The sequence below is a fragment of the Halomonas sp. GD1P12 genome, from assembly GCF_025725645.1.
Taxonomy (GTDB): domain Bacteria; phylum Pseudomonadota; class Gammaproteobacteria; order Pseudomonadales; family Halomonadaceae; genus Vreelandella.
In genome coordinates this window covers 1,779,038-1,805,811 of record NZ_CP107007.1, presented here as the reverse complement: position 1 = coordinate 1,805,811, position 26,774 = coordinate 1,779,038, and the positions used below count along the sequence as shown (strand labels likewise).

24 protein-coding genes, 1 tRNA gene and 1 other RNA gene are annotated in these 26,774 nt (G+C 61.3%); 15 read left to right on the top strand and 11 right to left on the bottom strand.

All coding sequences use genetic code 11. The features are described 5' to 3' along the window. Nucleotides 1-4 precede the first annotated feature (4 nt). The 4 genes from OCT39_RS08405 (at nucleotide 5) to OCT39_RS08390 (ending at nucleotide 3,681) form a co-directional block, all read left to right on the top strand. A complete protein-coding gene (locus OCT39_RS08405; RefSeq protein ID WP_263587196.1) occupies nucleotides 5-544 on the top strand; it encodes an FxsA family protein in 540 nt (179 codons plus the stop codon). A 234-nt stretch (nucleotides 545-778) separates the two neighbouring features. After that, complete coding sequence (locus OCT39_RS08400; protein ID WP_252108658.1) at nucleotides 779-1,072, top strand: co-chaperone GroES; 294 nt, start codon at nucleotides 779-781, stop codon at nucleotides 1,070-1,072. Between the two features lie 60 nt (nucleotides 1,073-1,132). Further along, a complete protein-coding gene (gene groL / locus OCT39_RS08395; protein ID WP_252108657.1) occupies nucleotides 1,133-2,776 on the top strand; it encodes a chaperonin GroEL in 1,644 nt (547 codons plus the stop codon). Nucleotides 2,777-2,943: 167 nt separating this feature from the next. Further along, nucleotides 2,944-3,681, top strand: coding sequence for an RNA methyltransferase (locus tag OCT39_RS08390; protein ID WP_263587195.1), 738 nt, complete (start codon nucleotides 2,944-2,946; stop codon nucleotides 3,679-3,681). Nucleotides 3,682-3,753: 72 nt separating this feature from the next. Here OCT39_RS08390 and OCT39_RS08385 read toward each other — a convergent pair whose 3' ends face one another. Then, on the bottom strand, nucleotides 3,754-5,100 hold the full coding sequence (locus OCT39_RS08385; RefSeq protein ID WP_263587194.1) for a Na+/H+ antiporter family protein: 1,347 nt from the start codon (nucleotides 5,098-5,100) through the stop codon (nucleotides 3,754-3,756). A gap of 215 nt (nucleotides 5,101-5,315) precedes the next feature. Between OCT39_RS08385 and OCT39_RS08380 the strand changes: the two genes are divergently transcribed. From OCT39_RS08380 to mntR, 5 genes are all read left to right on the top strand, one after another. Then, nucleotides 5,316-6,710 (top strand): GntP family permease, encoded by a 1,395-nt coding sequence (locus OCT39_RS08380; protein WP_263587193.1) that lies wholly within the window; start codon nucleotides 5,316-5,318, stop codon nucleotides 6,708-6,710. Between the two features lie 82 nt (nucleotides 6,711-6,792). Beyond that, entirely contained in the window at nucleotides 6,793-7,554 is a 762-nt protein-coding gene (locus tag OCT39_RS08375; protein WP_263587192.1) for a DUF1538 domain-containing protein, read from the top strand. Beyond that, complete coding sequence (locus OCT39_RS08370; RefSeq protein ID WP_263587191.1) at nucleotides 7,551-8,324, top strand: DUF1538 domain-containing protein; 774 nt, start codon at nucleotides 7,551-7,553, stop codon at nucleotides 8,322-8,324. The genes OCT39_RS08375 and OCT39_RS08370 overlap by 4 nt, the downstream gene beginning before the upstream one ends. 23 nt (nucleotides 8,325-8,347) lie before the next feature. Beyond that, nucleotides 8,348-8,686 carry a P-II family nitrogen regulator gene (locus tag OCT39_RS08365; protein WP_263587190.1) on the top strand — a complete coding sequence of 113 codons (339 nt, stop codon included), beginning with the start codon at nucleotides 8,348-8,350 and terminating at the stop codon, nucleotides 8,684-8,686. Nucleotides 8,687-8,897: 211 nt separating this feature from the next. Then, entirely contained in the window at nucleotides 8,898-9,374 is a 477-nt protein-coding gene (gene mntR / locus OCT39_RS08360; protein ID WP_263587189.1) for a manganese-binding transcriptional regulator MntR, read from the top strand. Between the two features lie 13 nt (nucleotides 9,375-9,387). Here the strand turns inward: mntR and OCT39_RS08355 are convergent, their stop codons facing one another. From OCT39_RS08355 to OCT39_RS08330, 6 genes are all read right to left on the bottom strand, one after another. After that, complete coding sequence (locus OCT39_RS08355; protein ID WP_263587188.1) at nucleotides 9,388-10,089, bottom strand: RES family NAD+ phosphorylase; 702 nt, start codon at nucleotides 10,087-10,089, stop codon at nucleotides 9,388-9,390. After that, nucleotides 10,083-10,481, bottom strand: coding sequence for an antitoxin Xre-like helix-turn-helix domain-containing protein (locus OCT39_RS08350; protein ID WP_263587187.1), 399 nt, complete (start codon nucleotides 10,479-10,481; stop codon nucleotides 10,083-10,085). The genes OCT39_RS08355 and OCT39_RS08350 overlap by 7 nt, the downstream gene beginning before the upstream one ends. Nucleotides 10,482-10,554: 73 nt before the next feature. Continuing rightward, the gene (locus tag OCT39_RS08345; protein ID WP_263587186.1) at nucleotides 10,555-11,316 is read right to left on the bottom strand and encodes a DUF3750 domain-containing protein; all 762 of its coding nucleotides are present in this window, start codon (nucleotides 11,314-11,316) and stop codon (nucleotides 10,555-10,557) included. 126 nt (nucleotides 11,317-11,442) lie between these two features. Further along, an RNA gene (gene ffs, locus OCT39_RS08340) (signal recognition particle sRNA small type) lies at nucleotides 11,443-11,539 on the bottom strand. Nucleotides 11,540-11,591: 52 nt separating this feature from the next. Then, nucleotides 11,592-11,668, bottom strand: a tRNA-Met gene (locus OCT39_RS08335). 117 nt (nucleotides 11,669-11,785) lie between these two features. After that, complete coding sequence (locus OCT39_RS08330; RefSeq protein ID WP_263587185.1) at nucleotides 11,786-12,718, bottom strand: choline ABC transporter substrate-binding protein; 933 nt, start codon at nucleotides 12,716-12,718, stop codon at nucleotides 11,786-11,788. 193 nt (nucleotides 12,719-12,911) lie between these two features. On the opposite strand from OCT39_RS08330, the gene betI reads away from it, so the two are divergent. The 5 genes from betI (at nucleotide 12,912) to OCT39_RS08305 (ending at nucleotide 21,324) form a co-directional block, all read left to right on the top strand. Continuing rightward, nucleotides 12,912-13,496, top strand: coding sequence for a transcriptional regulator BetI (betI, locus tag OCT39_RS08325; protein ID WP_263587184.1), 585 nt, complete (start codon nucleotides 12,912-12,914; stop codon nucleotides 13,494-13,496). Nucleotides 13,497-13,532: 36 nt separating this feature from the next. Further along, the gene (gene betB / locus OCT39_RS08320; protein WP_263587183.1) at nucleotides 13,533-15,002 is read left to right on the top strand and encodes a betaine-aldehyde dehydrogenase; all 1,470 of its coding nucleotides are present in this window, start codon (nucleotides 13,533-13,535) and stop codon (nucleotides 15,000-15,002) included. Between the two features lie 56 nt (nucleotides 15,003-15,058). After that, nucleotides 15,059-16,741: a choline dehydrogenase gene (gene betA, locus OCT39_RS08315; protein ID WP_263587182.1), complete on the top strand. Its 1,683-nt coding sequence runs from the start codon at nucleotides 15,059-15,061 to the stop codon at nucleotides 16,739-16,741. A 263-nt stretch (nucleotides 16,742-17,004) separates the two neighbouring features. Next, a complete protein-coding gene (locus OCT39_RS08310; RefSeq protein WP_263587181.1) occupies nucleotides 17,005-19,494 on the top strand; it encodes an acyl-CoA dehydrogenase in 2,490 nt (829 codons plus the stop codon). Nucleotides 19,495-19,668: 174 nt separating this feature from the next. Beyond that, entirely contained in the window at nucleotides 19,669-21,324 is a 1,656-nt protein-coding gene (locus OCT39_RS08305) for a glycerol-3-phosphate dehydrogenase/oxidase (protein WP_263587180.1), read from the top strand. Between the two features lie 58 nt (nucleotides 21,325-21,382). Here the strand turns inward: OCT39_RS08305 and OCT39_RS08300 are convergent, their stop codons facing one another. From OCT39_RS08300 to OCT39_RS08290, 3 genes are all read right to left on the bottom strand, one after another. Then, nucleotides 21,383-21,607 (bottom strand): hypothetical protein, encoded by a 225-nt coding sequence (locus OCT39_RS08300; RefSeq protein WP_263587179.1) that lies wholly within the window; start codon nucleotides 21,605-21,607, stop codon nucleotides 21,383-21,385. A gap of 498 nt (nucleotides 21,608-22,105) precedes the next feature. Beyond that, the gene (locus tag OCT39_RS08295; protein WP_263587178.1) at nucleotides 22,106-22,864 is read right to left on the bottom strand and encodes a DeoR/GlpR family transcriptional regulator; all 759 of its coding nucleotides are present in this window, start codon (nucleotides 22,862-22,864) and stop codon (nucleotides 22,106-22,108) included. Nucleotides 22,865-22,943: 79 nt separating this feature from the next. Next, complete coding sequence (locus OCT39_RS08290) at nucleotides 22,944-24,803, bottom strand: SLC13 family permease (protein ID WP_263587177.1); 1,860 nt, start codon at nucleotides 24,801-24,803, stop codon at nucleotides 22,944-22,946. A gap of 215 nt (nucleotides 24,804-25,018) precedes the next feature. Between OCT39_RS08290 and OCT39_RS08285 the strand changes: the two genes are divergently transcribed. Further along, nucleotides 25,019-25,666: a TenA family protein gene (locus OCT39_RS08285; protein WP_263587176.1), complete on the top strand. Its 648-nt coding sequence runs from the start codon at nucleotides 25,019-25,021 to the stop codon at nucleotides 25,664-25,666. Nucleotides 25,667-25,720: 54 nt separating this feature from the next. Here OCT39_RS08285 and OCT39_RS08280 read toward each other — a convergent pair whose 3' ends face one another. Then, entirely contained in the window at nucleotides 25,721-26,698 is a 978-nt protein-coding gene (locus OCT39_RS08280; protein ID WP_263587175.1) for an NADPH:quinone reductase, read from the bottom strand. Nucleotides 26,699-26,774 lie beyond the last annotated feature (76 nt).

The window sequence follows — 26,774 nt, the reverse complement described above, 5'->3', positions numbered from 1 at the left end:
AGCCATGCCCATATTACTGTTTATATCGATTTTCACCCTGCTCGACTTCGTCGTGCTGTTTTCGGTGGGAAGCCATATCGGCCTAATGACCACGTTGATACTGGTGCTCCTCACCGGCTTTATCGGGCTTCATCTCATTCGCCGCGAAGGAGTGTCGACCCTGGCACGAGCGCGCTCGCGTCTACAGGCCGGCGAAATTCCGTCTTCCGAGCTTTTCACCGGCGCGGCGCTGATTTTCGGCGGCGCGCTATTGATGGCGCCGGGCTTTCTCTCCGACGCTCTGGGCCTTGCGTGCTTGATTCCCAACGCCCGCCGACTGATGGGCCGGGCGTTTACCTGGTTTGGCCTCAAGGCGAGCGTTTATCAGCCGGGTCAGTCACAGCGCTCGGGCGCGCATACCGCTGAGGCACCGTTTGGCCATGACCAGCAAACACACCGGGAGTCGCGGGCCGGCTCAAATGAGCACCGCGCCGGATTTGACGAGCGTGAGCCCACCACGCTCGAGGGTGAATTCATCAGCCGCGACGATCAGCGCCAGCGCTGATCCAGCTAGAGGGTTTTTAGACTTAAGTCCAGGCGCCCGGGATAATTTTTTTGTCACCGGGGCCTTGAAAGGATCAGGCTAGCCCCCACTTTTCGAGTCAGCACAGATTCGGCAACGGCATACGCGGTTGCCTTTGACATGAAGGCAAAATGCCTTCGCTTCTCGAGGCCCTGCCACGAGAATTCACTTAAAAATTGCCCGCCGGGCTTTGACGAACCTCAGGAGAACGAGAGCATGAATATCCGTCCCTTGCACGATCGCGTCGTTATTCGTCGCGTGGAAGAAGAACAGAAAACCGCTGGCGGCATCGTGCTACCGGGCAACGCCCAGGAAAAGCCCACGCGGGGCGAAGTACTCGCGGTAGGCAACGGCCGCATTCTGGACAACGGTGAAGTTCGCGCCCTCGACGTCAAGGTAGGCGACACCGTGATCTTCAAGGACGGCTTCGGCGTCGAAAAGCAGAAAATCGACGGTGAAGAAGTTCTGATCATGAGCGAAGCCGATATTCTGGCGGTCGTCGAAGGCTAATTCGACTGTCTCGCGTATTTACTTTCACACTTTTTATCTTGAATTCAGGAAGTAACGATCATGGCAGCTAAGCAAGTCAAGTTTTCAGATGATGCTCGTAAACGTATGGCGCGCGGCGTTGATACGCTGGCCAACGCGGTAAAAGTGACGCTTGGCCCGAAAGGCCGCAACGTGGTACTGGACAAGTCCTTCGGCGCGCCGACCGTGACCAAGGACGGTGTATCTGTCGCCAAGGAAATCGAACTGAAAGACAAGTTCGAAAACATGGGCGCGCAGATGGTCAAGGAAGTCGCTTCCAAGACCTCTGACGCCGCCGGCGACGGCACCACCACCGCTACCGTTCTGGCCCAGGCAATCGTCGCCGAGGGTTTGAAAGGCGTGACCGCGGGCATGAACCCGATGGACCTCAAGCGCGGCATCGACCAGGCGGTTGCAGCGGCGGTCAAGGAAATCCAGGCGATGTCCGTGCCCTGCACCGACACCAAGTCCATCGCCCAGGTCGGCACCATCTCTGCCAACGGCGACAAGCGCATCGGTGAAATCATCGCCGAAGCGATGGACAAGGTCGGCAAGGAAGGCGTCATCACCGTCGACGAAGGCCGTGGTTTCGAAGACGAGCTGGAAGTGGTCGAAGGCATGCAGTTCGACCGTGGCTACCTCTCGCCCTACTTCGTCACCAACCAGGACACCATGTCCGTCGAACTCGAAGACCCGTACATCCTGCTGGTCGACAAGAAAGTCTCCAACATCCGCGAGCTGTTGCCGGTGCTGGAAGCCGTTGCCAAGCAGGGCAAGCCGCTGGCCATCATCGCTGAAGACATCGAAGGCGAAGCGCTGGCGACACTGGTCGTGAACAACATGCGCGGTATCGTCAAAGTGGCCGCCGCCAAGGCGCCGGGCTTTGGTGATCGTCGCAAGTCCATGCTGCAGGACATCGCGATCCTGACCAACGGCACCGTGATTTCCGAAGAAGTGGGTCTGACGCTCGAGCAGGCGAACCTGGATCATCTGGGTACCGCCAAGCGCATGACCATGTCCAAGGAAAACACCACCATCATCGATGGCTCCGGTCAGGAAAACGACATCGAAGCACGCGTCAATCAAATCCGCGCGCAGATCGAAGAGACCTCTTCGGACTACGACAAGGAGAAGCTGCAGGAGCGTGTTGCCAAGCTCGCCGGCGGCGTCGCGGTTATCCGTGTGGGTGCTGCGACCGAAGTCGAAATGAAAGAGAAGAAAGCCCGCGTTGAAGACGCGCTGCACTCTACTCGCGCAGCGGTCGAAGAAGGCGTCGTACCTGGCGGCGGTACCGCGCTGGTTCGCGTCATGGCCAAGGTACAGGGCCTGACCGGTGACAACGAAGACCAGAACCACGGTATCAACATGGCCCTGCGCGCCATGCAGTCGCCGCTGCGTCAGATCGTGACCAACGCCGGTGAAGAGCCTGCGGTCGTGATCAACCGCGTGAAGGACGGCGAAGGCAACTTCGGCTACAACGCGCAAACCAGCGAGTACGGCGACCTGTTCGAAATGGGCGTACTGGACCCGGCGAAAGTGACCCGCACCGCGCTGCAGTCAGCAGGCTCCGTCGCTGGCCTGATGATCACCACCGAGTGCATGATTGCCGACGATCCGGAAGAGAAAGAAGCCGCGCCGGACATGGGTGGTATGGGCGGAATGGGTGGCATGGGCGGCATGATGTAAGCCCCCAATCCCCGTTGTAACGCCTTGAGCTAGCCTTTTACGGCTAGCCTCAAAAGAACCCCGCCTCGTGCGGGGTTCTTTGCGTTGAGCTCTTGTCAGCACGCGTACTGCCCGGGCTTTAAAGCGTGCTACCATGCGCGCTTTTCCAGACGCCAAGGTCTTTCGCCGTGCTTTCCCGAATTCGTATCGTGCTCGTTCATACCTTCCACCCCGGCAACATTGGCGCCGCCGCGCGGGCAATGAAGACCATGGGCCTGATTGATCTCGTGCTCGTCAACCCGCGTGAATTCCCAAGCGAGGAGGCGACCCGCCTGGCCGCCAGCGCCACGGACGTGCTCGAAAGCGCTCGCGTAGTCACAAGCCTGAATGAAGCGGTGCAGGATTGCGTGCAGGTGATTGGCGCCAGCGCTCGCCTGAGAAGCCTGCCGCTGCCGCACTTCGACGAGCCCGACGAGATGGCCCAAAGCGCCGTGGAGAACGCCGAACACGCCCCGGTGGCGCTGGTGTTCGGCCGCGAGCGTTCGGGGCTGACCAATGACGAGATTCGCGAGTGCACCCACCAGGTGAGCATTCCCGCCAACCCGGAGTACGGTATTCTCAACCTCTCCCAGGCGGTTCAAATTCTGGCGTATGAGGTGCACCGCGCCTGGCGCCGGCGCCCACAAAGCGATTTTTCCTACCAGCGCCCGGTGGAGGCCACACCGCCCACCCGCGAGCAGCTCGACCACTTCCAGGTACACCTGGGGCGACTAATGCGCGAAAGCGGTTTTCTGACCCAGCCCCACGCCCGCACCGAAGAGCAGCTTCAAACGCTTTTTACCCGCGCCCAGCCCAGCCGTAAGGAGTTGTCACTTCTGCGCGGTCTGTTGAGCGCGTTCGAAGCGCACCTGCCCAAGGAGCGCTAGGCAGGGCAGAGCGATACGCCACGCACAAAAAAGGCAGCCGACGCTGCCTCTTTTGTTGTATGCGCAGGGCTGTTAGAGCCACATGGCGCCGAGCCAGCCAAACGCGATCAGCGGCAGGTTGTAGTGCAAAAAGGTCGGCACCACGCTGTCCCAGATATGATCGTGCTGACCATCGACATTGAGCCCGGAGGTCGGCCCAAGGGTCGAGTCCGAGGCCGGCGAGCCCGCATCGCCGAGCGCGGCGGCGGTGCCCACCAGTACGACCGTGGCCATGGGCGAAAAGCCGAATTGTACCGCCAGCGGCACGAAAATGGCGGCGATGATCGGAATGGTCGAAAACGATGAGCCGATCCCCAGCGTAATGAAGAGCCCCACCAGCAGCATGGTCAGCGCGGCCAGGCCCCGGTTGTCGCCGAAAATCTCGAAAGCGCCGTTGACCAGCGTGTCGATGTGGCCGGTTGCTTTCATCACCTCGGCAAAGCCCGCCGCCGAGATCATGATAAAGCCGATCAGCGCCATCATGCGCATGCCGCTGGTGAAGAGGTCATCCGCCTCGCGCCACTTGAAGATGCCGCCCATCGACAGCACACCGATGCCCACGAGCCCGCCCAGAATCATCGAGCCGGTATAGAGCTGAAGCCCGAGGGCGGCCACGATCGCCACGCCGGACATGACAAGCCCCAACGCATGAGGCGTGGCCGGGGCGGTAGACACGAGCGAGGTGCTCGCCGCGACCTCTTTTTCCGCGTAGCCGCGCGCGCCGCGATAGCTCACAAACAGCGCGACCAGAAGGCCGATGGCCATGCCGCCGACCGGAATGGCCATCGCCATCGGCACCATCGAGCGGGTGATGTCGAGTCCCAACGGCTCACCGGCGCTGTTGAGGTTGGCCAGCAGAATATCGTTGAGAAAGATCGCGCCAAAGCCCACCGGCAGCAGCATATAGGGCGCGGTCAACCCAAACGTGAGCGCGCAGGCCACCGCCCGACGATCGAGCTTCAAGCGGTTCATCAGCGCCAGCAGCGGCGGGATCAGAATGGGAATGAAGGCGATATGCACGGGAATGGCGTTTTGCGAGAAGATCGCCATCAATAGAACGGCACCAAGCAGGATCCACTTGACCCGGCTCTGGTGCGCCGCCGTGGCCTCCTGGCCCAGCAGCCGAATCAGGCGGTTGGCCAGCATATCCGGAAGGCCGGAGCGTGAGATCGCCACGGCAAACGCGCCGAGCGTGGCATAAGCCAGCGCCACCTGAGCGCCGCCGCCGACGCCGTCGTTGAACGCGCCAAGCGTCTCCTCCAGCGATAGCCCGCCGACCAGCCCCCCTACCAGCGCCCCGGCCACCAGCGCGAAAACCACCGAGACACGCAAAAGCGACAGTGCCACCATCACGAGCACTGCAATCATGACTGCATTCATCGAATTACCCAAAGCCTTGAAAAGCGGATTGAAGCTTGCATCCAAGCAGAAGGTGGCGAATCTTAGCAGATGCGCCGGCTTTTTAGCAGGCTAATCCCCGTTTGGCTCTGTTTGCTTGCTTACGACTTTAGTCGCCTCACCATTGCTGCCTTGCAGCATCGCCTCTACGCTTTTGCCCTTATCGATCTTTCAAACCATCAAGGGCCTGACGACTCATGAGCATGCTGGCGATTATCGTCTCTCTCGTTTTACTGATGTTTCTGGCCTACCGGGGGATTTCGGTACTGCTGCTGGCGCCTTTGATGGCATCGCTTGCGGTGCTGCTCTCCGGCGACGGCGCTTTTTTGCTGCCGGTGTATACCGATACCTTCATGAGCGCGCTCGGCGGCTACGTGACCCAGTTCTTTCCGCTGTTCATTCTGGGGGCGCTGTTTGGCCAGCTGATGGCGGACTCCGGCGCGGCGCACGCCATCTCGACCGGCATCGTCAAGCGCCTCGGCACGCGCCATGTCGTGCTCACCGTGGTCATGGCCTGCGCGGTGCTGACCTATGGCGGGGTGTCGCTGTTTGTGGTGGCGTTTGCGCTCTACCCGATCAGCCGGGAGCTCTTTCGTGAAGCGAACGTGCCCAAGCGCCTGATTCCAGCGTCCATTGCGCTGGGCTCGTTCACCTTTACCATGACTGCGCTGCCCGGCACGCCGGCGATCCAGAACGCCATCCCTATCCCCTACTTCGGCACCAACAGCTTCGCCGCGCCAGGCCTTGGGGTGATCGGCGGCGTAATCATGCTGGGGCTGGGCATCACCTATCTTCAATCCAGAGTTCGCAAGGCCAGCGCCAACGGCGAGGGCTACGGCACGCATACCGAGAAGAAGCGCGAAGATACGCCGGACGACGCTCCCGCGGCGACCATGGCGCTGGCGCCTGCACTGATTCCGCTAGTCATGGTGATCGGCCTCAACGCGCTGTTCACTTACGGCGTGTTCCCGGCGCTGGATTTGAGCTTCATCGACGCCGCCTTCGACAACGTCTCTGCCGATAGCCAAGCCGGCCTGTGGGCGATTTTGATTGCGCTACTCAGCGCCTCGGCCTGGCTGATGGTGACGCGCTGGCGCCACTGGGCGGATTTGAAAGCGACGATCAACAAGGGGTGTCTCGGCTCGCTTTTGCCGATTTTCAACACCGCCTCGGAAGTGGGCTACGGCGCGGTGATCGCAAGTCTGGCGGGCTTCGCCCTGATTCGCGACGCGGTGCTCAACGTCTCCCCAAACAATCCGCTGATTTCCGAGGCGCTTGCCATGAGCGTGCTGGCCGGTATTACAGGCTCTTCCTCCGGCGGGCTATCGATTGCGCTTGAAACCCTGGGCGAGGAGTATCTCGCCATGGCGCAGCAGACAGGTATCGACCCGGAACTGATGCACCGCGTGGCAACGTTGGCCGCTGGCGGCATGGACACGCTGCCCCACTCCGGCGCGGTGATTACGCTATTGGCGATCTGCGGGCTCACCCACCGCCAATCCTACGCCAACATCGCCATGGTCACGATCGTACTGCCGATAGCGGCACTCGTTAGCGTCATTACGCTGGGTACGCTGTTCGGAAGCTTTTAGGTTCACCACAAAGCTTGTCCCAGGTCATGAACCGGACCGGGGCGTTGGGTAACATGATCCGACGCCCCCTGGACGTGACCCCATGCTTTTCGCTCTCTCGATGTTACACCAGCTCAAAAACAGCCTGCGCGATCTAACGCCGATCGTGCTGGTGATGGGCTTTTTCCAGCTCGTGGTGATTCGCCAACCGCTGCCGGATACGTTGGCACTCGCCGACCTCGCTTTTGGAATACTCTGCGTGCTGCTGGGGCTGACGCTATTCATCAAGGGGCTCGAGCTTGGACTTTTTCCGCTGGGCGAGCGCCTGGCCCACGCCTTCGTCACCAAGGGCTCGCTTTTCTGGCTGCTGCTGTTCGCCTTCGCACTGGGCTTTGGCTCGACGGTGGCCGAGCCTGCGCTGATCGCGGTTGCCGCGCGGGCTGGTCAGGTGCTTTTTGACGGCGGGCTGATCGAGCAAACCAGCCAGGCCCGGTTTGCGCTGACGCTCAGAATGGTGGTGGCGCTCTCCGTGGGCGCCGCGGTCGTACTCGGCGTGATGCGCATCATCAAGGGCTGGCCGCTGCCGCCACTGATCGTCGGCGGCTACGTGCTGGTGCTGATGCTCACTCTCTTCGCCCCCACGGAGCTGGTCGGCATTGCCTTCGATTCCGGTGGCGTGACGACCTCGACCATCACCGTACCGCTGGTCACCGCACTGGGCGTGGGCCTGGCCTCCAGCATCAAGGGCCGCAATCCGATGCTCGACGGTTTCGGGCTGATTGCGTTGGCCTCGATCATGCCGATCATTTTCGTGCTCGCCTTCGGCATCCTGGGCCCTGGCGCCTTGACAGGCGGTGGGCTGTGAACCTCTGGCAGAGCCTCTGGGCAACGCTTGGCGACATCGCGCCGATCGTACTGATCGTGTTCGGCTTTCAGTACGGCGTGATTCGAAAGCCGCTAAAGCGCCCGGCGCACATCGCGCTGGGTTTCGTCATGGTGTGGCTTGGGCTGGCGCTGTTTCTGGTGGGTCTCGAAAACGCGCTGTTCCCACTGGGGGAGCTCATGGCGCAGCAGCTGACCCACGCGGAATTTCTGCCTGCGCTGCCCGACGGGGCGGCGCGTCACTGGAGCGACTACTACTGGGTCTACCTGTTCGCCTTTGCCATCGGCGCCAGCACCACCATTGCCGAGCCAGCGCTAATGGCAGTGGCGCTGAAAGCGGGTGAGATCTCCGGCGGCACGCTCAATCCCTTGATGCTGCGCATTGCGGTGGCGCTGGGCATGGCGGTCGGCATCACTTTGGGCGTCTGGCGCATCGTCATGGGCTGGCCGCTTCACGGGTTCATCATTGGCGCTTACGTGTTGGTGATTCTGCAGACCCTGCGCGCGCCGAAGGCCATCGTGCCGCTGGCGTTCGACTCCGGCGGCGTGACCACCTCGACCATCACCGTGCCGATCATCACCGCGCTCGGGCTCGGCATCGCCGGTGCCATTCCCGGGCGCAGCCCGCTGGCGGACGGCTTCGGCATGATCGCCCTGGCCTGCCTGTTCCCGATCATGAGCGTCATGGCCTACGCACGGCTCAGCCAGCTACTTGCCAAACGAAAGCGCGCCGATGGCGCCAAGCGTGTCTAACACAAGGTAGAAAGGAGAGAAGCATGCGTTTCAAACTGATCGTGGCACTGGTGGAGGATGCACTCACCGACCGAGTCATGAACGCCGCCCGCGAGGCTGGCGCCACGGGCGCCACCGTGATCAACAACGCCCGCGGCGAAGGTCGCCACCAGGTGCGTGGTTTTCTGGGCATCGAAATCACCGCTCAGCGCGACGTGCTACTTTTTCTGGTCGATGCGCAAAAAAGCCGCGCTGTGCTGGATTCAATCGCCGACGCCGGCGAGTTCGACGAAACGCCGGGGACCGGCATCGCTTTTCAGGTCGACGTGGAAGAGGCGCTGGGCGTACAAAGCCAGATTCAGTCGCTCAACGAGCGCGAATAGGTCGGCGCGCCAGCCAACATGGTGAACCCCGAGTAGAAATTATCACAGACGCCTTACCTGCTCCGCTCTTCGCCCCGATGTGCTAGTATGCCCGCAAACGTGGTCGGCTTTGCGAAAGCACCGAGGCGATTGCTCGCCCTACGCCCCCATCGGGGTCGATACTCAGGCGCGCCACGCGACACTTTCCATCTACCGTCAGTAAGTCCTGCCAATGAGTGATGAATCCACGCCGCACCGCTCGCTCAAGGGCGGCCACAGCCACGATGCGCTACCGCCGGTCGAGCAGCACGCACGCCAGTACGAAACGGTGCGCAACGCTCATGAAACCGAACTGATCGAGGATTACGTCGAACTCATCGGGGATTTGCTGGATCACCGGGGCGAGGCGCGCGCCGCGGATATCGCCAACCGCATGGCGGTCAGCCAGGCAACCGTGTCAAAAATGATTCGCCGGCTCAACGAGCTGGGGCTGGTCACGAGCCAGCCCTACCGTTCGCTGTTTCTAACCGATGAAGGTAGGAAGATGGCCCAGACGTCCCGCGGTCGTCACGACGTCGTCCTCCATTTTCTGCGCGCACTCGGCGTGCCCGACAGCACCGCACGCATCGACGCCGAAGGCATGGAGCATCACGTCAGCGACGAAACGCTTGCCATCATGCAGCGCTTTACCGACGACAACGCCGGTTAGCTTCCCCCTTGTATCAGCGGGGGCCAAGGGTCGTGAGTCGATTCACCTGAGCCAGCCCCGCGTTCCAGACCATTTCGATATGCGTGGTCTGGACGACATCCTCCACCCAACGCGGGGTCATCAGTGCCCAGCACACCGCGCCTTCGCGGCGTACCGAGCGGTAGCGAAGCCCTGGCTCACCGGCGCGGCGAAGCGCGTGGCCCAGCGTGCGGGACTCGGTGTAGCTATCCGGGTCGTAAATGGTGTGGCTGCTCTCGAGCGCGAGGCCATCACGACACGCCTTCTCATCGAACGTGCAGCGCAGCCCACGAAATACGAAGCGTTCAAAATGCAGCGCCGGCACCCGCTCCCAGTACGCCGTTTGATGATGGCTGACCTCGGCAATGGCGGTGTCCAACGTATCGGCGATATAGAGCACACCAAAACTGCCGTCACTAAAGCGAGAACCGTCCGGATTGACGTGGGTAAACGCAGCCGCGGCGTAGGAGCAGCCGCGAATGTGAAAGGGAATTTCCTCCAGCGGCAGCAGCGCCAAATTGCCCAGCTCGTTACACAGGCGTGGGTTGGTCAACGCCTGAAGCTGATAAAGCGCCTCGAACTCGTCGCGGTCAGCCACGTCGTCAAATAGCGCGATCGGCGGAAACTTGCTGTTGATCAGCCGATACCCGACCACCCGGTTCGACGGAATCGGCGCAAGCTCTTTAGGCGCTACCACTGCGCGCCTCGCAGGCTATCGAGACGCTTGAAAGTCTCGTACAGCGCCGCGAAATCACCGCCGCCGATCACCTCGAGCGGCGTTCGGCCGTTGAAGTAGGGGTTATGATTGGCCATGGAAACGAACCCGTAAACGTTCTCCGGATTCTCGAACAGCGTACGCAGCGCGGCGTGAATGTTGAGCAGGTAGCTTACGCGGGTGAGCTGGTCGCTATCGAGCTTGATTTCTGCAAGGTCACCTCGCCGCGCGCGCGCGTAGGTCGAGTGTGAGACGCGCAAAATCGCCTCGCCCTGCTCGTTGCTGGCCTGCCATTTATCGAGAATGCGCACCGCGGTCTTCAAACCGACGGCAGCGGCGGCCTTGTTACCTTCAAGACGGGTGACTGTTTGCATCGCTACTCTCCAAAACCTTGTCTGCAAATACTAATCGAATAAAAATGTATCTGCAAACAAAGAGCGCGACGGTTTATTCGGGCCGAATGACCGGACGCGTCATGCCGATCCGCCCAATGCCAGGAAGCTTTAGCCCCGGGCGCAGTACATCCACTCCCAGGCTGAGCCCTAACAGATTCAGCTCGACGCCCTCCTCCCAGGCAAACATCACGCCAAACACACCACCGAGCGAAAACTGATAGCCGGTGCCGCTGGGCGTGGCGGCGAACCAGCTGCCGAAAAGATAATCCTTACCCACCGCCGTTACCGGCAGCGCCATGTCGAGGCCATCGATTTGGCGCACCATCCAGGCAATGAAACTGTTGCTGTTGGGCCCCGGCCAGACGCGATAAAGATTGACTTGCGGGTAGCGGGTAGCGGCGTCCTCTATAAGAGGAATCAACCGAGCAGCTTGGCTGCCGCGATAATCAGCCAGCAGGGTCGGGGCTTGGCCAAACCAGGCCCGATCCGGCGTATCGCTGGCCGATACCACTGTGGGTCGGCGCCAGCTCAGCACCTGATGCAGCCGGTAGTTCGGCGCGCCCTCGGCCTTGGTCGCAATCCAGATATGCACGCCAAACGCCCCGCGCCAGCTAAACGCCCGCGCGGCGTACACCTGCACCACCGCCGGCGCGTACGCCTCGGGCAGCGGCGCCAGCCCGGCGGAGTCACGGTTGGCGCTGGACCAATGGCCGCCGGTTTCGACGCGGTCGGTCAAGAGTAGCCACGCCGGGCCTGCCAATAGCAGCGCCAGCATCAATACGCAGGTTAAAAGCCACAGGAAAAGCGTTTTCATGACGCCCCTTGCATCACCGTACCGAAGGCATGGTATCGAACGCGCGAAACGAGTGGTTCAACGAATGGGGGAAGTCAAAAACAGAATCAGAATAAAAAAAAAGGGGGGGGGTAAAACGGGTGGCGGCCCCAAAAGCCACATCCCGGCACACGCATCCACCACTACCGTTGCTCCCTTCCGGGCCTGGCGGGGTTTGCAGTTTCGCGTTGCGGGAGGACCTAAGGGGCCACCATAGTGATACAGACCTTTTAAAACTGGCTGTATCGCGCGTGATGTGGTGGCTACGCCCTGATTTGAACAGGGGACCCCATCATTATGAGTGATGTGCTCTAACCAGCTGAGCTACGTAGCCTTTGCCTCATCAGCGGGTGCAGAGTATGCCCACTTTAAACGCAAAAGGCAAGCCAAAATGGCCTGCCTTTTTCGCCAAGTGGTTAAAACTCAACGGGCTTTGGAGAAAGCGCTGCGGTCAAAGCGCCTCACGTACTGCGGGTAACCCTTCGTCACCGTCGATCGTGGTCACGCCGTCGAGCCACTCGGCCAGCAGGTCATCGTGCTCTTTCAGATAGGCGTTGGCGGCGTCACGGGCGGCGACGCCGTCATCCATGATGGATGCCATCAGCTCGTTTTCCATCTCGAGGGTGAAGCTCATGTTCTCGAGCAGCTGGCCGACGTTCGGGCACTGCTCGACGAAGCCGGCGCGGGTGTTGGTGTACACCGTCGCCCCGCCCAGATTGGGGCCGAAGTAGTCGTCGGCATCCGAAAGATAGGCCATCTCGAAGTTGGTGTTCATGGGGTGCGGCTCCCAGCCGAGAAACACCATCCACTCCTCGTTGGGCACGCGGGTTCTAAGCTCCGAGAGCATGCCCGCCTCGCTCGAGTCGATCACCTGCCAATCGCCCAGCCCATAGGCGTCGTCACTGATCATCTGCTCGATCAGCTCGTTGCCATCGTTACCCGCTTCGATGCCGTGGATACGACGATCGAACTCGTCGGCGTGCTCGGCCAGATCCTCAACCGACGTTACGCCGGCGTCATACACGTACTGCGGCACCGCCAGGGTGTACTTCGCCCCTTCCAGGTTTTCGGTAAGGCGCACCACGTCGCCGTCTTCCACGTACGGGTCGCTGATGGAGGCCATCGACGGCATCCAATTGCCCAAAAATACGTCGAAGTCGTTGTTGCGTAGGCCAGCGTAGGCGATCGGCACCGATACCGTGTCCACGCGGGGCTCGTAACCCAGCGCCTCGAGCACTTCGCTGGCCATGGCGGTCGTGGCGGTAATGTCGGTCCAGCCAACCTCGACAAAGCGCACGGTGCTGCATTCATCGGCCATCGCCGTTGCGGGCAGCGCGGTCATGACCGCCAGTGCGCCTAAGCGTGCCTTTTTCGTATTGCTCATCATCTATCTCCTGTGGGTGTCGACCTAGCTTAGCCGCTATAGCACGGTCAAGTGAACGCGGTTTTATTGATTGAACGTTCAATTAAAAAATGCCACGCTATAAGAACATCACGATAGGTGCGGAATTTCAAATCGAGCCGTGAGCGCCTTGCCCTTTAAACCAAACGGTATCCAACGATTCAGGGAGGTCATCGTGCCCAAAGTGGGAATGGAGCCCATTCGCCGTCAGCAGCTGATCGCGGCCACCATGGCTGCCATCGACGAAGTGGGGCTTGGCGAGGTCACCATCGTGCGTATCGCCCGCCACGCCGGCGTCTCTTCAGGCATCATCAGCCACTATTTCGGCGGCAAGGATGGGCTTTTGGAGGCCACCATGCGCCAAATCCTGACCGATTTGAGTCAGGCGGTCGCCCGTCGACGCCGCGCACTGAATGAGCAAGGCGCCCGCGCGCAGATCGGTGCCATCATCGAAGGCAACTTCGATCGTTCCCAGATCAGCGGCCCGGCAGCCAAGACCTGGCTGGCGTTCTGGGCCAGCAGCATGCACCGCCCGGCGCTGGCGCGGCTGCAAACCATCAACGACCGCCGCCTTTACGCCAACCTTTGCTACCAGTTTTGCAAGGCGATGCCGCGCGAGCAGGCGAAAAACGCGGCAAAAGACCTGGCCGCGTTGATCGATGGGCTCTGGCTTCGCGGCGCCCTCGCTCGAGAAGGGCTCGACGCCGATGCCGCCCGCGATTTGGCGCTTGCGCACCTGGACCGGCTACTGACCGCTTAGCCCGCTGACTGACGACACGCTTTAAAGGAGTCTTGTATGGATACTCAACACATCGAGCCGCTTTACATCGACGGCCGCACGGTCGCTGCCACCTCTGGCGAGACGTTCGACGTCGTTAATCCCTTCGATCGCGCAACGCTTGCGCGCGTGGGGCAGGCAAGCCAGCAGGACGTTGACCGCGCCGTCGAGGCGGCAATCCAGGGTCAGCGCGTGTGGGCCGCCATGACGGGCATGGAGCGCTCGCGCGTGCTGCTCAAGGCCGTGACGCTTTTGCGCGAGCGCAACGACGAACTTGCAAGGCTCGAGACCCAAAACACCGGCAAGCCGATCAGCGAAACCGCGAGCGTGGACATCGCCACCGGTGCCGATGCGCTCGAATACTTCGCCGGCCTGGCGCCGGCACTGGAAGGCAGCCAGATTCCGCTGCGCGAGGACTCTTTTGTCTATACCCGGCGCGAGCCGCTTGGGGTGATCGGCGCGATTGGCGCCTGGAACTACCCGATCCAGATCGCCTGCTGGAAAGCGGCGCCGGCGCTCGCCGCGGGTAATGCGGTGGTGTTCAAGCCAAGCGAGGTCACCCCGCTCTCAGCGTTGAAGCTCGCCGAGATTTTCACCGAGGCCGGTCTGCCCAACGGCGTATTCAACGTAGTGCAGGGTGACGGCCAGGTCGGCGCGATGCTCACCGAGCATCCGGGCATCGCGAAGGTGTCGTTCACCGGCGAGGTGGGTACCGGCAAACGGGTGATGGCAGCCGCCGGGGGCTCCACGCTCAAGGAAGTCACCATGGAGCTTGGCGGGAAGTCGCCGCTGATCGTCTTCGCCGACGCGGATCTCGAGCGCGCCGCCGATGCCGCCATGATGGCCAATTTCTACTCCAGCGGTCAGGTCTGCACCAACGGCACGCGGGTCTTCGTCGAGGCGAGCGTCAAGGAAGCGTTCGAGGCCAGGCTCGTCGAGCGCGTTCGGCGTATCAGGGCGGGCGACCCGCTGGACCCGGCAGTGAATTTCGGCCCGCTGGTAAGCTTCGAGCATCAGTCGAAGGTGCTCTCCTACATCGCACTGGGCAAGCAGGAAGGCGCGCGCGTGCTTGTCGGCGGCGATGAGTGGATAAAGGGCGAGTACGCAAGGGGCGCCTGGGCGGCGCCCACCGTGTTCACCGACTGCACGGATGATATGCGCATCGTACGCGAAGAGATTTTCGGCCCCGTGATGTCGGTGCTCGCCTTCGATGACGAGGTTGAGGTGATACGTCGCGCCAACGACACTGATTTTGGTCTGGCGGCGGGCGTGTTTAGTGAGTCGCTCAACCGCGCGCATCGCGTCATTCATAAACTCCAGGCAGGAATCTGCTGGATCAACACCTGGGGCGACTCCCCCGCCGAGATGCCGGTGGGCGGCTATAAAGCCTCCGGCATCGGCCGCGAAAACGGTGTCGAGACGCTTTACCACTACACCCAGACCAAATCGGTGCAGATCGAAATGGGGCCGTTTGCCTCGGTCTTCTAACGTTTCGAGCGGCAAGCGCTACGCGAGTATCACGAGTTCGATTCTGGGAGGTGTTCATGGCCTGGCAAGGCGAGTTTGACTACATCATCATCGGCGCCGGCTCAGCGGGTAACGTGCTGGCCGCGCGGCTGAGCGAAGACGCGGATACGAGCGTGCTGCTGCTCGAAGCCGGCGGGCCGGACTATCGGTTCGACTTTCGCACCCAGATGCCGGCGGCGCTGGCCTTTCCGCTGCAGGGCAAGCGCTATAACTGGGCCTTCGAGACCGAGCCGGAACCCTGGATGAACCACCGGCGCATGGAGTGCGGTCGGGGCAAGGGCCTGGGCGGCTCGTCGCTGATCAACGGCATGTGTTACATCCGCGGTAACGCCCTGGATTACGACCACTGGGCGAAACAGCCGGGCCTGGAAGCGTGGGACTACGCAAGCTGTCTGCCCTACTTCAAAAAGTGCGAAACCCGCGACATTGGCGAAAATACCTACCACGGCGGTAACGGCCCGGTCAGCGTCACCACGCCAAAAAGTGACAACAACCCGCTCTATCGCATCTTCATCGAGGCCGCCAAACAAGCGGGGTACGCCGAGACCGATGATGTCAACGGCTACCGCCAGGAGGGCTTTGGCCCGATGGACCGTTTCGTCACGCCCAAGGGGCGGCGTGCCTCCAGCGCTCGGGGCTACCTGGATGCTGCAAAAAAGCGCGGCAATCTGCGCATCGAAACCCACGCGCTCACCGATGCCATCGAGTTCGAGGGCAAGCGCGCGGTAGGGGTTCGCTACCATCGCAAGGGGCAGACGCACCGGGTGCGCGCCAAACGCGAAGTGCTTTTGTGCGCCGGCGCGATCGCCTCGCCGCAGATTCTGCAGCGCTCCGGCGTGGGCGAGCCGGAGCATTTGAAAGCGCTTGGCATCGAGGTCGTTCACGCGCTTTGCGGCGTGGGTGAAAACCTGCAGGATCACCTGGAGATGTACATTCAGTACGAGTGCAAGCAGCCGATCTCACTCTACCCGGCGCTGAAGTGGTACAACCAACCCAAAATTGGCGCCGAGTGGCTGTTCAAGGGCACTGGCATCGGCGCGAGCAACCAGTTCGAAGCCTGCGGCTTCATTCGCTCGAACGACGACGAGCTCTGGCCAAACCTTCAGTACCATTTTTTGCCCATCGCCATCAGCTATAACGGCAAAAGCGCCGTGCAGGCGCACGGCTTTCAGGCCCACGTCGGCTCGATGCGCTCGGAAAGCCGTGGGCGCGTGCGCCTGCGCTCGAAAGACCCGAGCGCGGCGCCCAGCATTTTGTTCAACTACATGGCGACGGAGAAGGATTGGGAGGAGTTTCGCGACGCCATTCGTCTGACCCGTGAGATCATCGACCAGCCGGCCTTCGATGGCTACCGCGGCCGCGAAGTCGCACCGGGCCCAGAGGTGCAAAGCGACGAGGCGCTGGATGCCTTCGTGCGCGAGCATGCGGAAACCGCCTACCACCCCTGCGGCAGCTGCAAAATGGGTGAAGGCCCTGATGCCGTCACCGACGGCCAGGGCCGCGTTCACGGGCTCGAGGCGCTTAGAGTCGTCGACGCTTCGCTCTTTCCACTGATTCCCACCGGCAACCTGAATGCGCCGACGCTGATGCTGGCGGAAAAAATCGCCGACCATATCCGCAATCGAGCGCCGCTGCCGCGCGAGCAGGTCGACTACTACGTGGCCGGCAGTGCGCCGGCGCGAAAAGCGCCCAAGCGATAGCTCAAACGACCGCCTGACCACGTTTTGCACGCCGCGGCGGCCCGCGGCGTTTTTTCGTTTTATCGCTTGACGCATATTTTGCGTATCGCGTCAGGCTCGAAGAGTTCATACGGCGCATCAACCACTATACTGAGAGCGATACTCGACGCCAGGGTGAAGTACTTGCGCGGGATAGCGCGAGTCTGCCACTATTCAAACATCCGTTTAAATACGTACCCCCAACCACGTTTGAATAATCCTTATAAACGATATGGAGAGATTCTATGCTCACGCTACTGCTGATCGTGCTGGCCATCGTGGGCCTGCTCGTCGTGATGCGCCGGGAGGCCGGCGCGGCGCCGGCCGTCGGGGTGTTGGCCGTGCTTGGCCTAATCGGGCTGGTGTTCGACGCCCCGGTCATCGGCTTTCTTCTTCTGCTGGTAGCGCTTGGCGTGGCGGCAGCGGGTTTGCCGGCGCTGAGAAGGCTGTGGCTTACGCCGCGCGTTTTTGGCATGTTCAAAAAGGTGGCACCGAAAGTGTCCGACACCGAGCGTACCGCGCTCGAGGCCGGCAGCGTGTCCTGGGACGGCCAGCTCTTTTCCGGCAAGCCGGACTGGAACGCCCTTCTAAGCTATAAGGACGAGGGCCTGCGCGAGGACGAACAGGCGTTTCTGGATAACCAGTGCGCCACCGCTGCCGGCATGTGTAACGCCTGGGACATTTCCATCGAGCGCGCCGACCTGCCTCAGCAGCTTTGGGACTTCCTGAAGAAAGAACGCTTTTTCGGGATGATCATTCCCAAGGAGTACGGCGGTCTTGGTTTTTCCGCCAAGGCGCAGTCCATGGCGCTGCAAAAGCTCTCCGCCAATGAAACCCTGATGGTCACCGTGGGCGTGCCCAACTCGCTCGGCCCGGGTGAGCTTTTGATGAAGTACGGCACCGAAGAGCAGAAGAATCATTACCTGCCGCGCCTGGCCGACGGCCGTGAAATCCCCTGCTTCGGCCTGACCGGCCCTCGGGCGGGGTCGGATGCCACCTCACTGCCGGACACCGGCGTGGTGTGCAAGCAGACCGTCGACGGCAAGGAAGTACTGGGCATCAAGCTGACATTCGAGAAGCGCTGGATTACCCTGGCACCGATCGCCACCGTAGTAGGCTTGGCGTTTCGCCTGTTCGATCCGGAAAAACTTCTCGGTGACGAAGAAGATCGCGGCATCACGCTGGCACTCATTCCCCGCGACACCGAGGGCATGGAGATCGGCCGGCGTCACCACCCGATCGGCAGCCCCTTCATGAACGGCCCGATCAAGGGCGTGGACGTGTTCGTGCCGCTGGATACCATCATCGGCGGCCAGGACATGATCGGCCAGGGCTGGCGCATGCTGGTCGAGTGCCTGTCTATCGGACGCTGCATCACCCTGCCCTCGGGCGCTACCGGCACCGCACGCTACGCGCTGGGCTGGAGCGGCGGTTTTACGCGCGTCCGTCGTCAGTTCAACGTTCCTGTTGCGGAAATGGAAGGCGTGCAAGAGCCGCTGGCCAAAATGGCTGCGCTTGGCTACATCGCCCAGGCCACGGTGTATCAAACCGCTAACCTGATCGACCACGGCGAAAAGCCTGCGGTGCCCTCGGCGATTCTAAAAAGCCAGCTCACCGAGTTCCAGCGTGAAATTCTAAGCCACGCCATGGACGTGCACGGCGGTAAGGCGGTCACGCTCGGCCCGCGTAACTATCTGGGGATCGGCTACAGCGCCAACCCGGTGGCGATCACCGTGGAGGGCGCCAACATCATGACGCGTAACCTGATGATCTTCGGTCAGGGCGCGATTCGCTGCCACCCCTACGTACTCGATGAACTCGCCGCCAAGGACGCAAACGACGTCAAGGCTTTCGACACGGCGTTCTTCAAGCACGCCGGGCTGATCTTCGGCAACGCCGCGCGCGCGCTGACGCTGGGAATCGGCATCGGCAAGCCTTCGGTGCCGTTCGATGCTCCCGCCGCCGCCTACGCCCAGGACATCGCACGCCTGTCCGCAGGCTTTGGCCTGTGCGCCGACGCTGCCATGGCAAGCCTGGGGTCGGCGCTCAAAAAGCGCGAGATGATCTCGGCGCGCCTGGGCGACGTGCTTTCCAACCTGTATCTCGCCTCCATGGTACTCAAGCAGTGGCAGGCCGGCGACAAGGTCGCAGGTGAAGAGTCACTGCTGCACTATAGCTGCCGCTTCTTGCTGCACCGCGCCGAGCAGGCCTTTGTCGAGATTTTCGACAACCTGCCCAATCGCGCGCTGGGCAAGGTGCTAAACATTGTGGTGATGCCGTTGGGCCGTCGCTGGAACAAACCCCACGACGATTTCGCCCGCGATATCGCCCATCGTGTATCCACCCACAGCGCACTGCGCACCAAACTGCTGCGCAATACCTGGGACCAGGACGACGGCGAACAGCGCAACCCCCTGGCGCGTTACAACGCGCTGCTGGTGGAGTACGAGCGCGCCGAGAAGATCTACCGCACGGTCAACAAGGCCTACGCCAAGGGCGAGATCGCGCAAACCGCGCTGCATCCGGAAGCCCGGGTCGAAGCGGGTCTGGAAGCAGGCATCGTCAGTCAGGAAGACGCCGAATTCATGCGCACTTTCGAGAAAGAGGTGCTGGAGATGCTCACCGTGGACGATTTCGCCTATAACGAGTTCGCCACCGACAAGTCCACCCTGATCGATCACAATCCCGCTGCGCCCAAGGCGCCGCCGGTCAATGCCGAGGAGAGCGTCAAGTAACACCTCTTTTATCGAATCTCTAGCCGGCCCTGGGCCGGCTTTTTTTATGCCTTTCGCTTGGCATTTGCGCGTGTCAAACGCGTTGAATGTTCGAAAACGATCATCTATAGTTTCGTTATTGAAAATATCAAGCGACGTATCCACGTTCGCGCTTTCGACCCAACGGAATTCGCCATGACGCTTCGAACTCAGAATCTCGAAAAGCTGCCAAGTGAAGAGTATGACGTGCTGATCATCGGCGGCGGCATCAACGGCGCCGCCGCCGCCTCGGCGCTCGCGGGTAAAGGCGCGAAAGTGGCGGTGATCGACCGCGGCGACTTCGCCGGCAGCACCAGCATGCACTCCTCGAATCTGGTGTGGGGTGGCATCAAGTACATGGAGAGCAACGACTTCGCGCTGGTGCGAAAGCTCTGTAAAAGCCGCAATCACCTGATCAAGAGCTACCCTTCTACGGTCAAGGAGATCCGCTTTCTCACGACTATCTCCAAGGGCTTTCGCCACTCGCCGCGTTATCTATGGGCGGGTACCTGGCTCTACTGGCTGATGGGTAACGGTTTTACGAAGCGACCCCGCCTGCTGTCGCCAAAGAACATCAAGCAGGAAGAGGCCATCATCGACACTGAAAACGCCGTTGGGGGCTTCGAGTACTCCGATGCGTATCTCTACGACAACGACGCCCGCTTCGTTTTCAATTTCGTGCGCCAGGCAATGACCTTCGGCGCGGTGGCGGCCAACTACGTCGAATCATTGGGTGCCGAGCGCGAAAACGGGTGTTGGGTGACCCGCGCGCGCGACGTGATGACCGGCGATACCTTCAACATCCGCTCAAAAGTGCTGATCAATGCCGCCGGCCCTTGGGTCGATGAGCACAACGCGCTGACGAAGCAGTCCACCTCGCACCAGCACCTCTACTCCAAGGGCATTCATTTGATCGTGCCGCAGCTCACCGAGCAAAAGCGGGTGCTGGCATTTTTCGCCAACGACGGCCGGCTGTTTTTCGTCATCCCCATGGGGAACCGCACCTGCATCGGCACCACCGATACCCACATGGAGAACCCGTACCCGGAGGTCACGCAGGAAGACATCGCGTTCGTGCTCGAGAACATCAATGCACGCTTGAGCCTCGAAACGCCGCTGACCGAAAAGGACATCATCTCCACCCGCTGCGGCGTGCGCCCGCTGGCGGTCAAGGCGGACAAGGGCCAGAGCCGCGACTTTTTGCAGCTCTCGCGCAAGCACGTGATCGACACTCACGAATCCACCGCCCATATCAGTATTTTTGGCGGCAAGTTGACCGACTGTTTGAACGTGGGTGAGGAGATCAGTGACGAAGTGCAAAAGCTCGGGGTAACGCTTGGCGCCCCCGCCACGCGCTGGTACGGCGAGCCGGATGACAAGGTGAAGGCATCGTTCATGCAGCAAGCCCGCGACGCGAAACTCGACGCGCTGACGCCGGCCACGTCCAACGAGAAGCTCTCGTCGCGGCTGTGGCGGCGCTACGGCAACGACGCCTTTGGCCTGCTGGAAAAAATCAAGGCTGACCCCAGCCAGGCGGAAATTCTGATCGACAAGACCGAGTACGTCCGCTGCGAGCTCGAGTACGCCCGCGATCACGAGATGATCACCGAACTCGAGGACTTTCTGCGCCGGCGCGCCAAGGTATCGCTGGTGGTTCACCGCGACGAGCTGATGAACTCCGAGGGGCTCAAAAAAGCCTGTGAGGTGCTGTTCGGCGACCAGGCCCAGACCCGGCTCGATACCTATTTCGCCAAGAACCCGGATACGACCCGCCCCAACGCCCCGCGCTCGGAAGCCGCTCTGGCCGAATAACGGCGTTATCGGTAAAAACGAGAAAGCCCCCTCGCGGGGGCTTTCTCGTTCAAAGGCGCTACTCTTCGTCTTCGATAATCAGCTGCGAATCCTGGGCGAGTACCTCCTCCCAGGCCTGTTCCATCGAGTAGCCTGCGCGGGTGTCGATCGTGTCGATCACCTCGACCGCCTGCTGAAGCGACTCGCCTTGACATTTGAGCGCCAGCACCAGTTTGGCCAGTTCCTGCTTGCTGAACGTGCTGGCGATACGGTCGGCCTGCTGAGTGAGTTCGATGCAGTTCATAAACCACCTCTGTTTGTTTTATTACTGTGTTTGTTTTATCACTGTGTCTGTTTTATCACTGTCGGCTAATGAGCTTATAAGCGCCTAAGGGTGGGCGCAGACGCCGCAGGCGGTAGACCTCGCGGTGCCGTGCTGGCACGCATTGACCGGTTAAGTAGGCGCGCCGGGCTTTGAAAGGGTTGGTGTTTCAAAGCCATGGTGTGACTATGGTCGAGCCTCGTTTGGCCAACAATCCGCCATTGGCAGGGTCTCTGGTTGTAGTTAAACGACAGAGTGTCGTACTTCGCGTTTATCGTGTCAGCCGTTTTCAAACGAGCGTATTATCGAACGTTTCGGCCCTTTTACGCGGCGTTAGTCGGCATAACGTCGAACGAAAAAGCCGCGATCTTTGTCGCGGCCCTGAATAAAAAAGCGCTATTTATTTAAACAGACGGCTGGGCGTGACGGCCCTGACCTTTTGAAGTCAGGACACGCTATCAAAGTGAAATGTGGGTAGGTTCAGGCGATATGCAGCGCCACGCCGTGTTCGCTCAAAAGCTTGACGATCGGCTCCGGGGGGCGGCGGTCGGTGAATAGCGCATCGAGCTGGGCGATATTGCCCTGACGCACGACCGGATTGCGGTGAAACTTGGAGTGGTCCGCGGCCAGATACACCCGGCGCGAGTTGGCGATGATCGCCTGGGCGACCCGTACTTCCTGATAATCGAACTCCAAAAGCGAGCCATCTTCGTCGATACCGCTGATACCGATGACGCCCACGTCGACCTTGAACTGGTTGATGAAATCGATGGTCGCCTCGCCGATGATGCCGCCGTCGCGAGAGCGTACCTGGCCGCCAGCAACGATCACCGAGAAATCCTCCTTGCGCTGCAAAATGGCCGCGACGTTGAGGTTATTGGTGATGATCTCGAGGCCCTTGTGCTCCAAAAGCGCCTGAGCGATCACTTCGTTGCTGGTCCCGATGTTGATGAACAGCGACGAGTGATCCGGAATCTGCTCGGCCAGCGCCCGGGCAATGCGCTCCTTCTCCCCCAGGTTGAGCGTCTTGCGCGTGCTGTAGGCGGTGTTGACCGTGCTCGACTCCACCCCGGCGCCGCCGTGAACGCGGCGAATGCGCCCTTCGTCCGAGAGCGTATTGAGATCGCGGCGCACGGTTTGCGGCGTCACCGTGAAGTGCTCGGTGAGCTGCTCGATACTCACGTAGCCGTGCAGGCGGACCAGTTCGACGATGGCGTCCTGGCGGTGTTGCTGATTCATGGGCCGAGCCTTTTGATTCAGCGGGCAATCAGGATGCCCGCCTATTGTTTAACGATGCATTTACACCTGCGCGAGCACTTTAGCCCGACAGCGGCCACACCAGCAAAATCACGGGAATCGCCGTTACCATCACCACCAGCGACAGCGGAAGCCCAAGCTTCCAGTAGTCGCTGAAGCGGTAGCCACCGGGGCCAAGCACGAGAGTGTTCGACTGATGTCCAATGGGCGTCAAAAACGCGCTGGAGGCGCTGACCGCCACCGCCATCAAAAACGGCTCCAGCGCGACATCGAAGCCGTTGGCCAGGCTCACCGCGATGGGGGCCATCAAAAGCGCGGCGGCGGCGTTGTTGACGATATTGGAGAGCAGCATGCAGAGCAGAAATAGCCCGCAAAGCGACACCACGACCGGCCACTCGGCGCCAAAATACAACAGCGAATTGGCGATGATATCAGCGCCGCCGCTGGTTTCAAGCGCCTCGCCCACCGGCAGCATCGCCGCCAGCAGCACGATCACCGGCCCGTCGATGGCGTTATACCCCTCTCTCAGCGGTAGCACGCCGATCAGAAGCGACACCAGTGCCGCCGTGCTCATGGCCACTGCCGCGGGCAGCAAATCGAACAGCATCGACACGATGGCCAAGGCGAAAATCCCCAGCGATAGCGCCAGCTTGCGCGGCTGCCCCAGGTGTAGCTCGCGGCTGGCCAGCGGCAAACACCCAAGCGACGAGAGGCTATCGTTGATCTCCTTTTCACTGCCCTGAAGCAGCAGCACGTCGCCGGTTTGAAAGCGAATGTCGCGCAGGCGCTGCTTCAAGCGCCCGCCGTCCCGGGCCACGGCCACCAGGTGCAGACCAAACTGGTGGTTCAAGCGAAGCTGACGCACGCTGCGATTGATCATCATCGAGCCGCTTCGCACCACCGCCTCGACCAGTTGCAGGCCTTCGGTATCGATGGCCTCATCTTTTGCTGGCTCGCTCGCTTTATCGGCGTTTTTTGCGGCGCGCTCGTCCTCTTCGCGGTCGTCCTCCTCGAGCTCGGCGACCGCGCTCAAGCCCGCCTTGTCCTCGAGAAGTTGAAGCTCCTCCGGTCCCGCCTCGAGCAGCAGAATATCGCCCTGTTTGAGCACGCCGTGAAACGAGTACCCTGCCCGGCGGTTGTCATCGCGCACCACGGCCAGCACGGGAATGGTTTCGTCGAGCTCGTCGCGAAGCTGTTGCAGCGTCAGCCCGTTGGCCCTGGACTCTTGCGAGACCTTGAGCTCGACCAGGTAGTTGGCGGTGTCGAACATGTCCGCCGCACCGGCGGCGCTGTTGCGTTTGGGCGTCAGGCGCCAGCCCAGCAGCACGATGAACGCAAGCCCTGCCAGCGCCACCGCCACGCCGACCGGTGAAAAGCTGAACATGCTGAAGTTTTCACCGGTGATGTTGCCACGGTAGGTGGAAATGATGATGTTGGGCGGCGTGCCGATCAGCGTCGTGAGCCCGCCGAGCAGCGAGCCAAACGCCAGCGGCATCAGCAAAAGCGAGGGCGACGTGTTGTGTTCCCGCGCCAGGCGCATGGCCACCGGCAGCAGTAGCGCCAACGCGCCGACGTTGTTCATCACGCCGGAAAGCACCACAACCGTGCCCACCAGTGCCAGCAGCTGCAACAGCAGGCGCTCGCCGGCTTTCATCACCTGGGCGGCGATGATATCCACTACGCCAGAGCGCTCGAAACCGCGGCTGATCACCAGCACCGCCGCCACGGTAATCACCGCCGGGTGGCCAAAACCGGCAAAGGCCTCGTCGGCGGGCACCAGCCCCAGCAGTACCGAACTCAATAGCGCGGCCAGGGCGACGACATCATAGCGAAAGCGGCCCCAAATGAAGGCGACCAGCGTCAAAGCGAGTATCATGAAAATGAGCGTACTGGGGGCCAATCCGATAGCCTCGATCGCCATGTAACGGTGTCTCCATTAAACGCCGAGCCCAAGCGCCGGCGGTGTGGTGTATCCCACTTGATAGATCAAAACACAATATAAGTTAACTGATTCTGCGAGTTTTTTTAAACGTGATCGGCGGTGGCGCCCACTCACAAGCACGTTTGAATCATGTGCCCTGCTCGCTAAACTACCCAGTCACTCCTCTTTGAAAACGATAACAGCGAGATAACCTCATGGATCTATGCCAGCGGCTGCGTCAGGCGGCCAACCCGTACTGGGACGCCTCGGTCAATCACCGTTTCGTCGATGAGCTCTTGAGCGGTCACATCGATGACGAGGTGTTCGCCCGCTACCTGGTACAGGACTTCTGCTTTTGCGACAGCTTCGTGCGGCTACTCGGGGCGGCGGTGTGCGCCGCCGATGATCCCGAGGCGCGGCTGACCCACGCGCGCCAGCTCAGCGTGCTGGCCGGCGGCGAGTACCGCTACTTCATCGACTCCTTTCAGGCCCTCGGTGTGGCCGAAAATCACTGGCGCAACCCGCCCATTGCCGAGCCGACCCAAGCCTTCGTCGAGTTGATGGACCGGGCCTGCGCCTCCCAGGACTACGCGCTGATTCTCGTGGTGCTGGTGGTGGCAGAGTGGCTCTATCTGGAGTGGGCGCAGCGAAGCCCGACGCCGCCGCCCGAGCGCGCCGAGCACCGCGACTGGATCGTGATCCATAACGAGCCGGCTTTCGTACAGTGGGTCGACTTTCTTAAAAGCGAGCTCAACCGGGTGGGCGAAACCCAAAGCTTCGAGAGCCTGCGCGCGCCCTTTGTCGAGGCCAGCCGCATCGAAAAGCGCTTTTTCGATATGGCCTATGACGGCCCGGATGCCTGATCGATACGCCACCCCGATTCTGGGGTGGCATCAAGCAGGCCTTCAGGTTCGAATTCAGGGAAGCAGGATGGTCGAGCCGGTCGTCTGGCGCGACTGCAGCGCATCCTGAGCCTTGCCGGCCTCTGCCAGCGGATAGCGGTTGGCCACGTCGATGTCGATCTTGCCGCTTTCGATCATCTCGAAGAACTCGCTGCACATCTGCTCCAGGCGCTCGCGGGTGTCGGCGTAACCGTTGAGGCTCGGGCGCGTGACATAGAGCGCCCCCTTCTGGTTGAGAATGCCGATATTGACACCTTCGACCGGGCCCGAGGCGTTACCGAAGCTGACCATCAGCGAGCGCGGCTTCAGACAATCAAGCGAGGTCTCCCAGGTATCCTTGCCAACGGAGTCGTAGACCACGTCGCACATCTGGCCACCGGTGAGTTCGCGCACCCGCTCGACCACGTTCTCTTTCGAGTAGTTGATCGTCGCCCGGGCGCCGTTTTTCTCGGCAAGCGCGGCTTTCTCGTTTGAGCTCACGGTACCGATCAGCTTTACGCCCAGCGCCCTGGCCCATTGACAGGCGATGGAGCCCACGCCACCGGCAGCGGCATGAAACAAAATGGTCTCACCCCCCTTGAGCTCATAGGTCTGGCGCAGCAAATACTGCACCGTCAGGCCCTTGAGCATACTCGCCGCGGCGGTTTCGAAGTCGATACCGTCGGGGAGCTTTACGACCTTGTCGGCGGGCAGCGTGTGCAGCTCGGCGTAGGCCCCCAGCGGGCCCTGGGCGTAGGCGACCCGGTCGCCCTCTTTCAAGTGACTTACGCCCTCACCCACCGCGTCTACCACGCCGGCGCCTTCGGTGCCCAGCCCCGAGGGCATGCCGGGCGCGGGATAGAGTCCGGTACGAAAATAGATATCGATGAAGTTGAGCCCCACCGCCTTATTGGCGATGCGCACCTCGCCCTTGCCCGGCGCCTTGACGTCGACCTCCTTGAGCTCGAGCACGTCTGAGCCGCCGGTTGTTGCAAACTCGATCCGCTTGGCCATGACCACTTTCTCCTGTGTGAGTGAACGGCTAAAGAGCGTCATCCAACCGCGTTAACCGTTATAAATCAAGCGGTGC

Bases quoted from the DNA above. Each gene is read 5' to 3' on its own strand.
- OCT39_RS08345 (WP_263587186.1), bottom strand. From the start codon at position 11,316: ATGAAAACGCTTTTCCTGTGGCTTTTAACCTGCGTATTGATGCTGGCG.
- OCT39_RS08280 (WP_263587175.1), bottom strand. From the start codon at position 26,698: ATGGCCAAGCGGATCGAGTTTGCAACAACCGGCGGCTCAGACGTGCTC.
- betB (WP_263587183.1), top strand. From the start codon at position 13,533: ATGGATACTCAACACATCGAGCCGCTTTACATCGACGGCCGCACGGTC.
- OCT39_RS08400 (WP_252108658.1), top strand. From the start codon at position 779: ATGAATATCCGTCCCTTGCACGATCGCGTCGTTATTCGTCGCGTGGAA.
- groL (WP_252108657.1), top strand. From the start codon at position 1,133: ATGGCAGCTAAGCAAGTCAAGTTTTCAGATGATGCTCGTAAACGTATG.
- OCT39_RS08295 (WP_263587178.1), bottom strand. From the start codon at position 22,864: ATGAATCAGCAACACCGCCAGGACGCCATCGTCGAACTGGTCCGCCTG.
- OCT39_RS08375 (WP_263587192.1), top strand. From the start codon at position 6,793: ATGCTTTTCGCTCTCTCGATGTTACACCAGCTCAAAAACAGCCTGCGC.
- mntR (WP_263587189.1), top strand. From the start codon at position 8,898: ATGAGTGATGAATCCACGCCGCACCGCTCGCTCAAGGGCGGCCACAGC.
- OCT39_RS08310 (WP_263587181.1), top strand. From the start codon at position 17,005: ATGCTCACGCTACTGCTGATCGTGCTGGCCATCGTGGGCCTGCTCGTC.
- OCT39_RS08365 (WP_263587190.1), top strand. From the start codon at position 8,348: ATGCGTTTCAAACTGATCGTGGCACTGGTGGAGGATGCACTCACCGAC.
- OCT39_RS08330 (WP_263587185.1), bottom strand. From the start codon at position 12,718: ATGAGCAATACGAAAAAGGCACGCTTAGGCGCACTGGCGGTCATGACC.
- OCT39_RS08285 (WP_263587176.1), top strand. From the start codon at position 25,019: ATGGATCTATGCCAGCGGCTGCGTCAGGCGGCCAACCCGTACTGGGAC.
- OCT39_RS08380 (WP_263587193.1), top strand. From the start codon at position 5,316: ATGAGCATGCTGGCGATTATCGTCTCTCTCGTTTTACTGATGTTTCTG.
- OCT39_RS08300 (WP_263587179.1), bottom strand. From the start codon at position 21,607: ATGAACTGCATCGAACTCACTCAGCAGGCCGACCGTATCGCCAGCACG.
- OCT39_RS08385 (WP_263587194.1), bottom strand. From the start codon at position 5,100: ATGAATGCAGTCATGATTGCAGTGCTCGTGATGGTGGCACTGTCGCTT.
- OCT39_RS08290 (WP_263587177.1), bottom strand. From the start codon at position 24,803: ATGGCGATCGAGGCTATCGGATTGGCCCCCAGTACGCTCATTTTCATG.
- OCT39_RS08350 (WP_263587187.1), bottom strand. From the start codon at position 10,481: ATGCAAACAGTCACCCGTCTTGAAGGTAACAAGGCCGCCGCTGCCGTC.
- OCT39_RS08405 (WP_263587196.1), top strand. From the start codon at position 5: ATGCCCATATTACTGTTTATATCGATTTTCACCCTGCTCGACTTCGTC.
- OCT39_RS08305 (WP_263587180.1), top strand. From the start codon at position 19,669: ATGACGCTTCGAACTCAGAATCTCGAAAAGCTGCCAAGTGAAGAGTAT.
- betA (WP_263587182.1), top strand. From the start codon at position 15,059: ATGGCCTGGCAAGGCGAGTTTGACTACATCATCATCGGCGCCGGCTCA.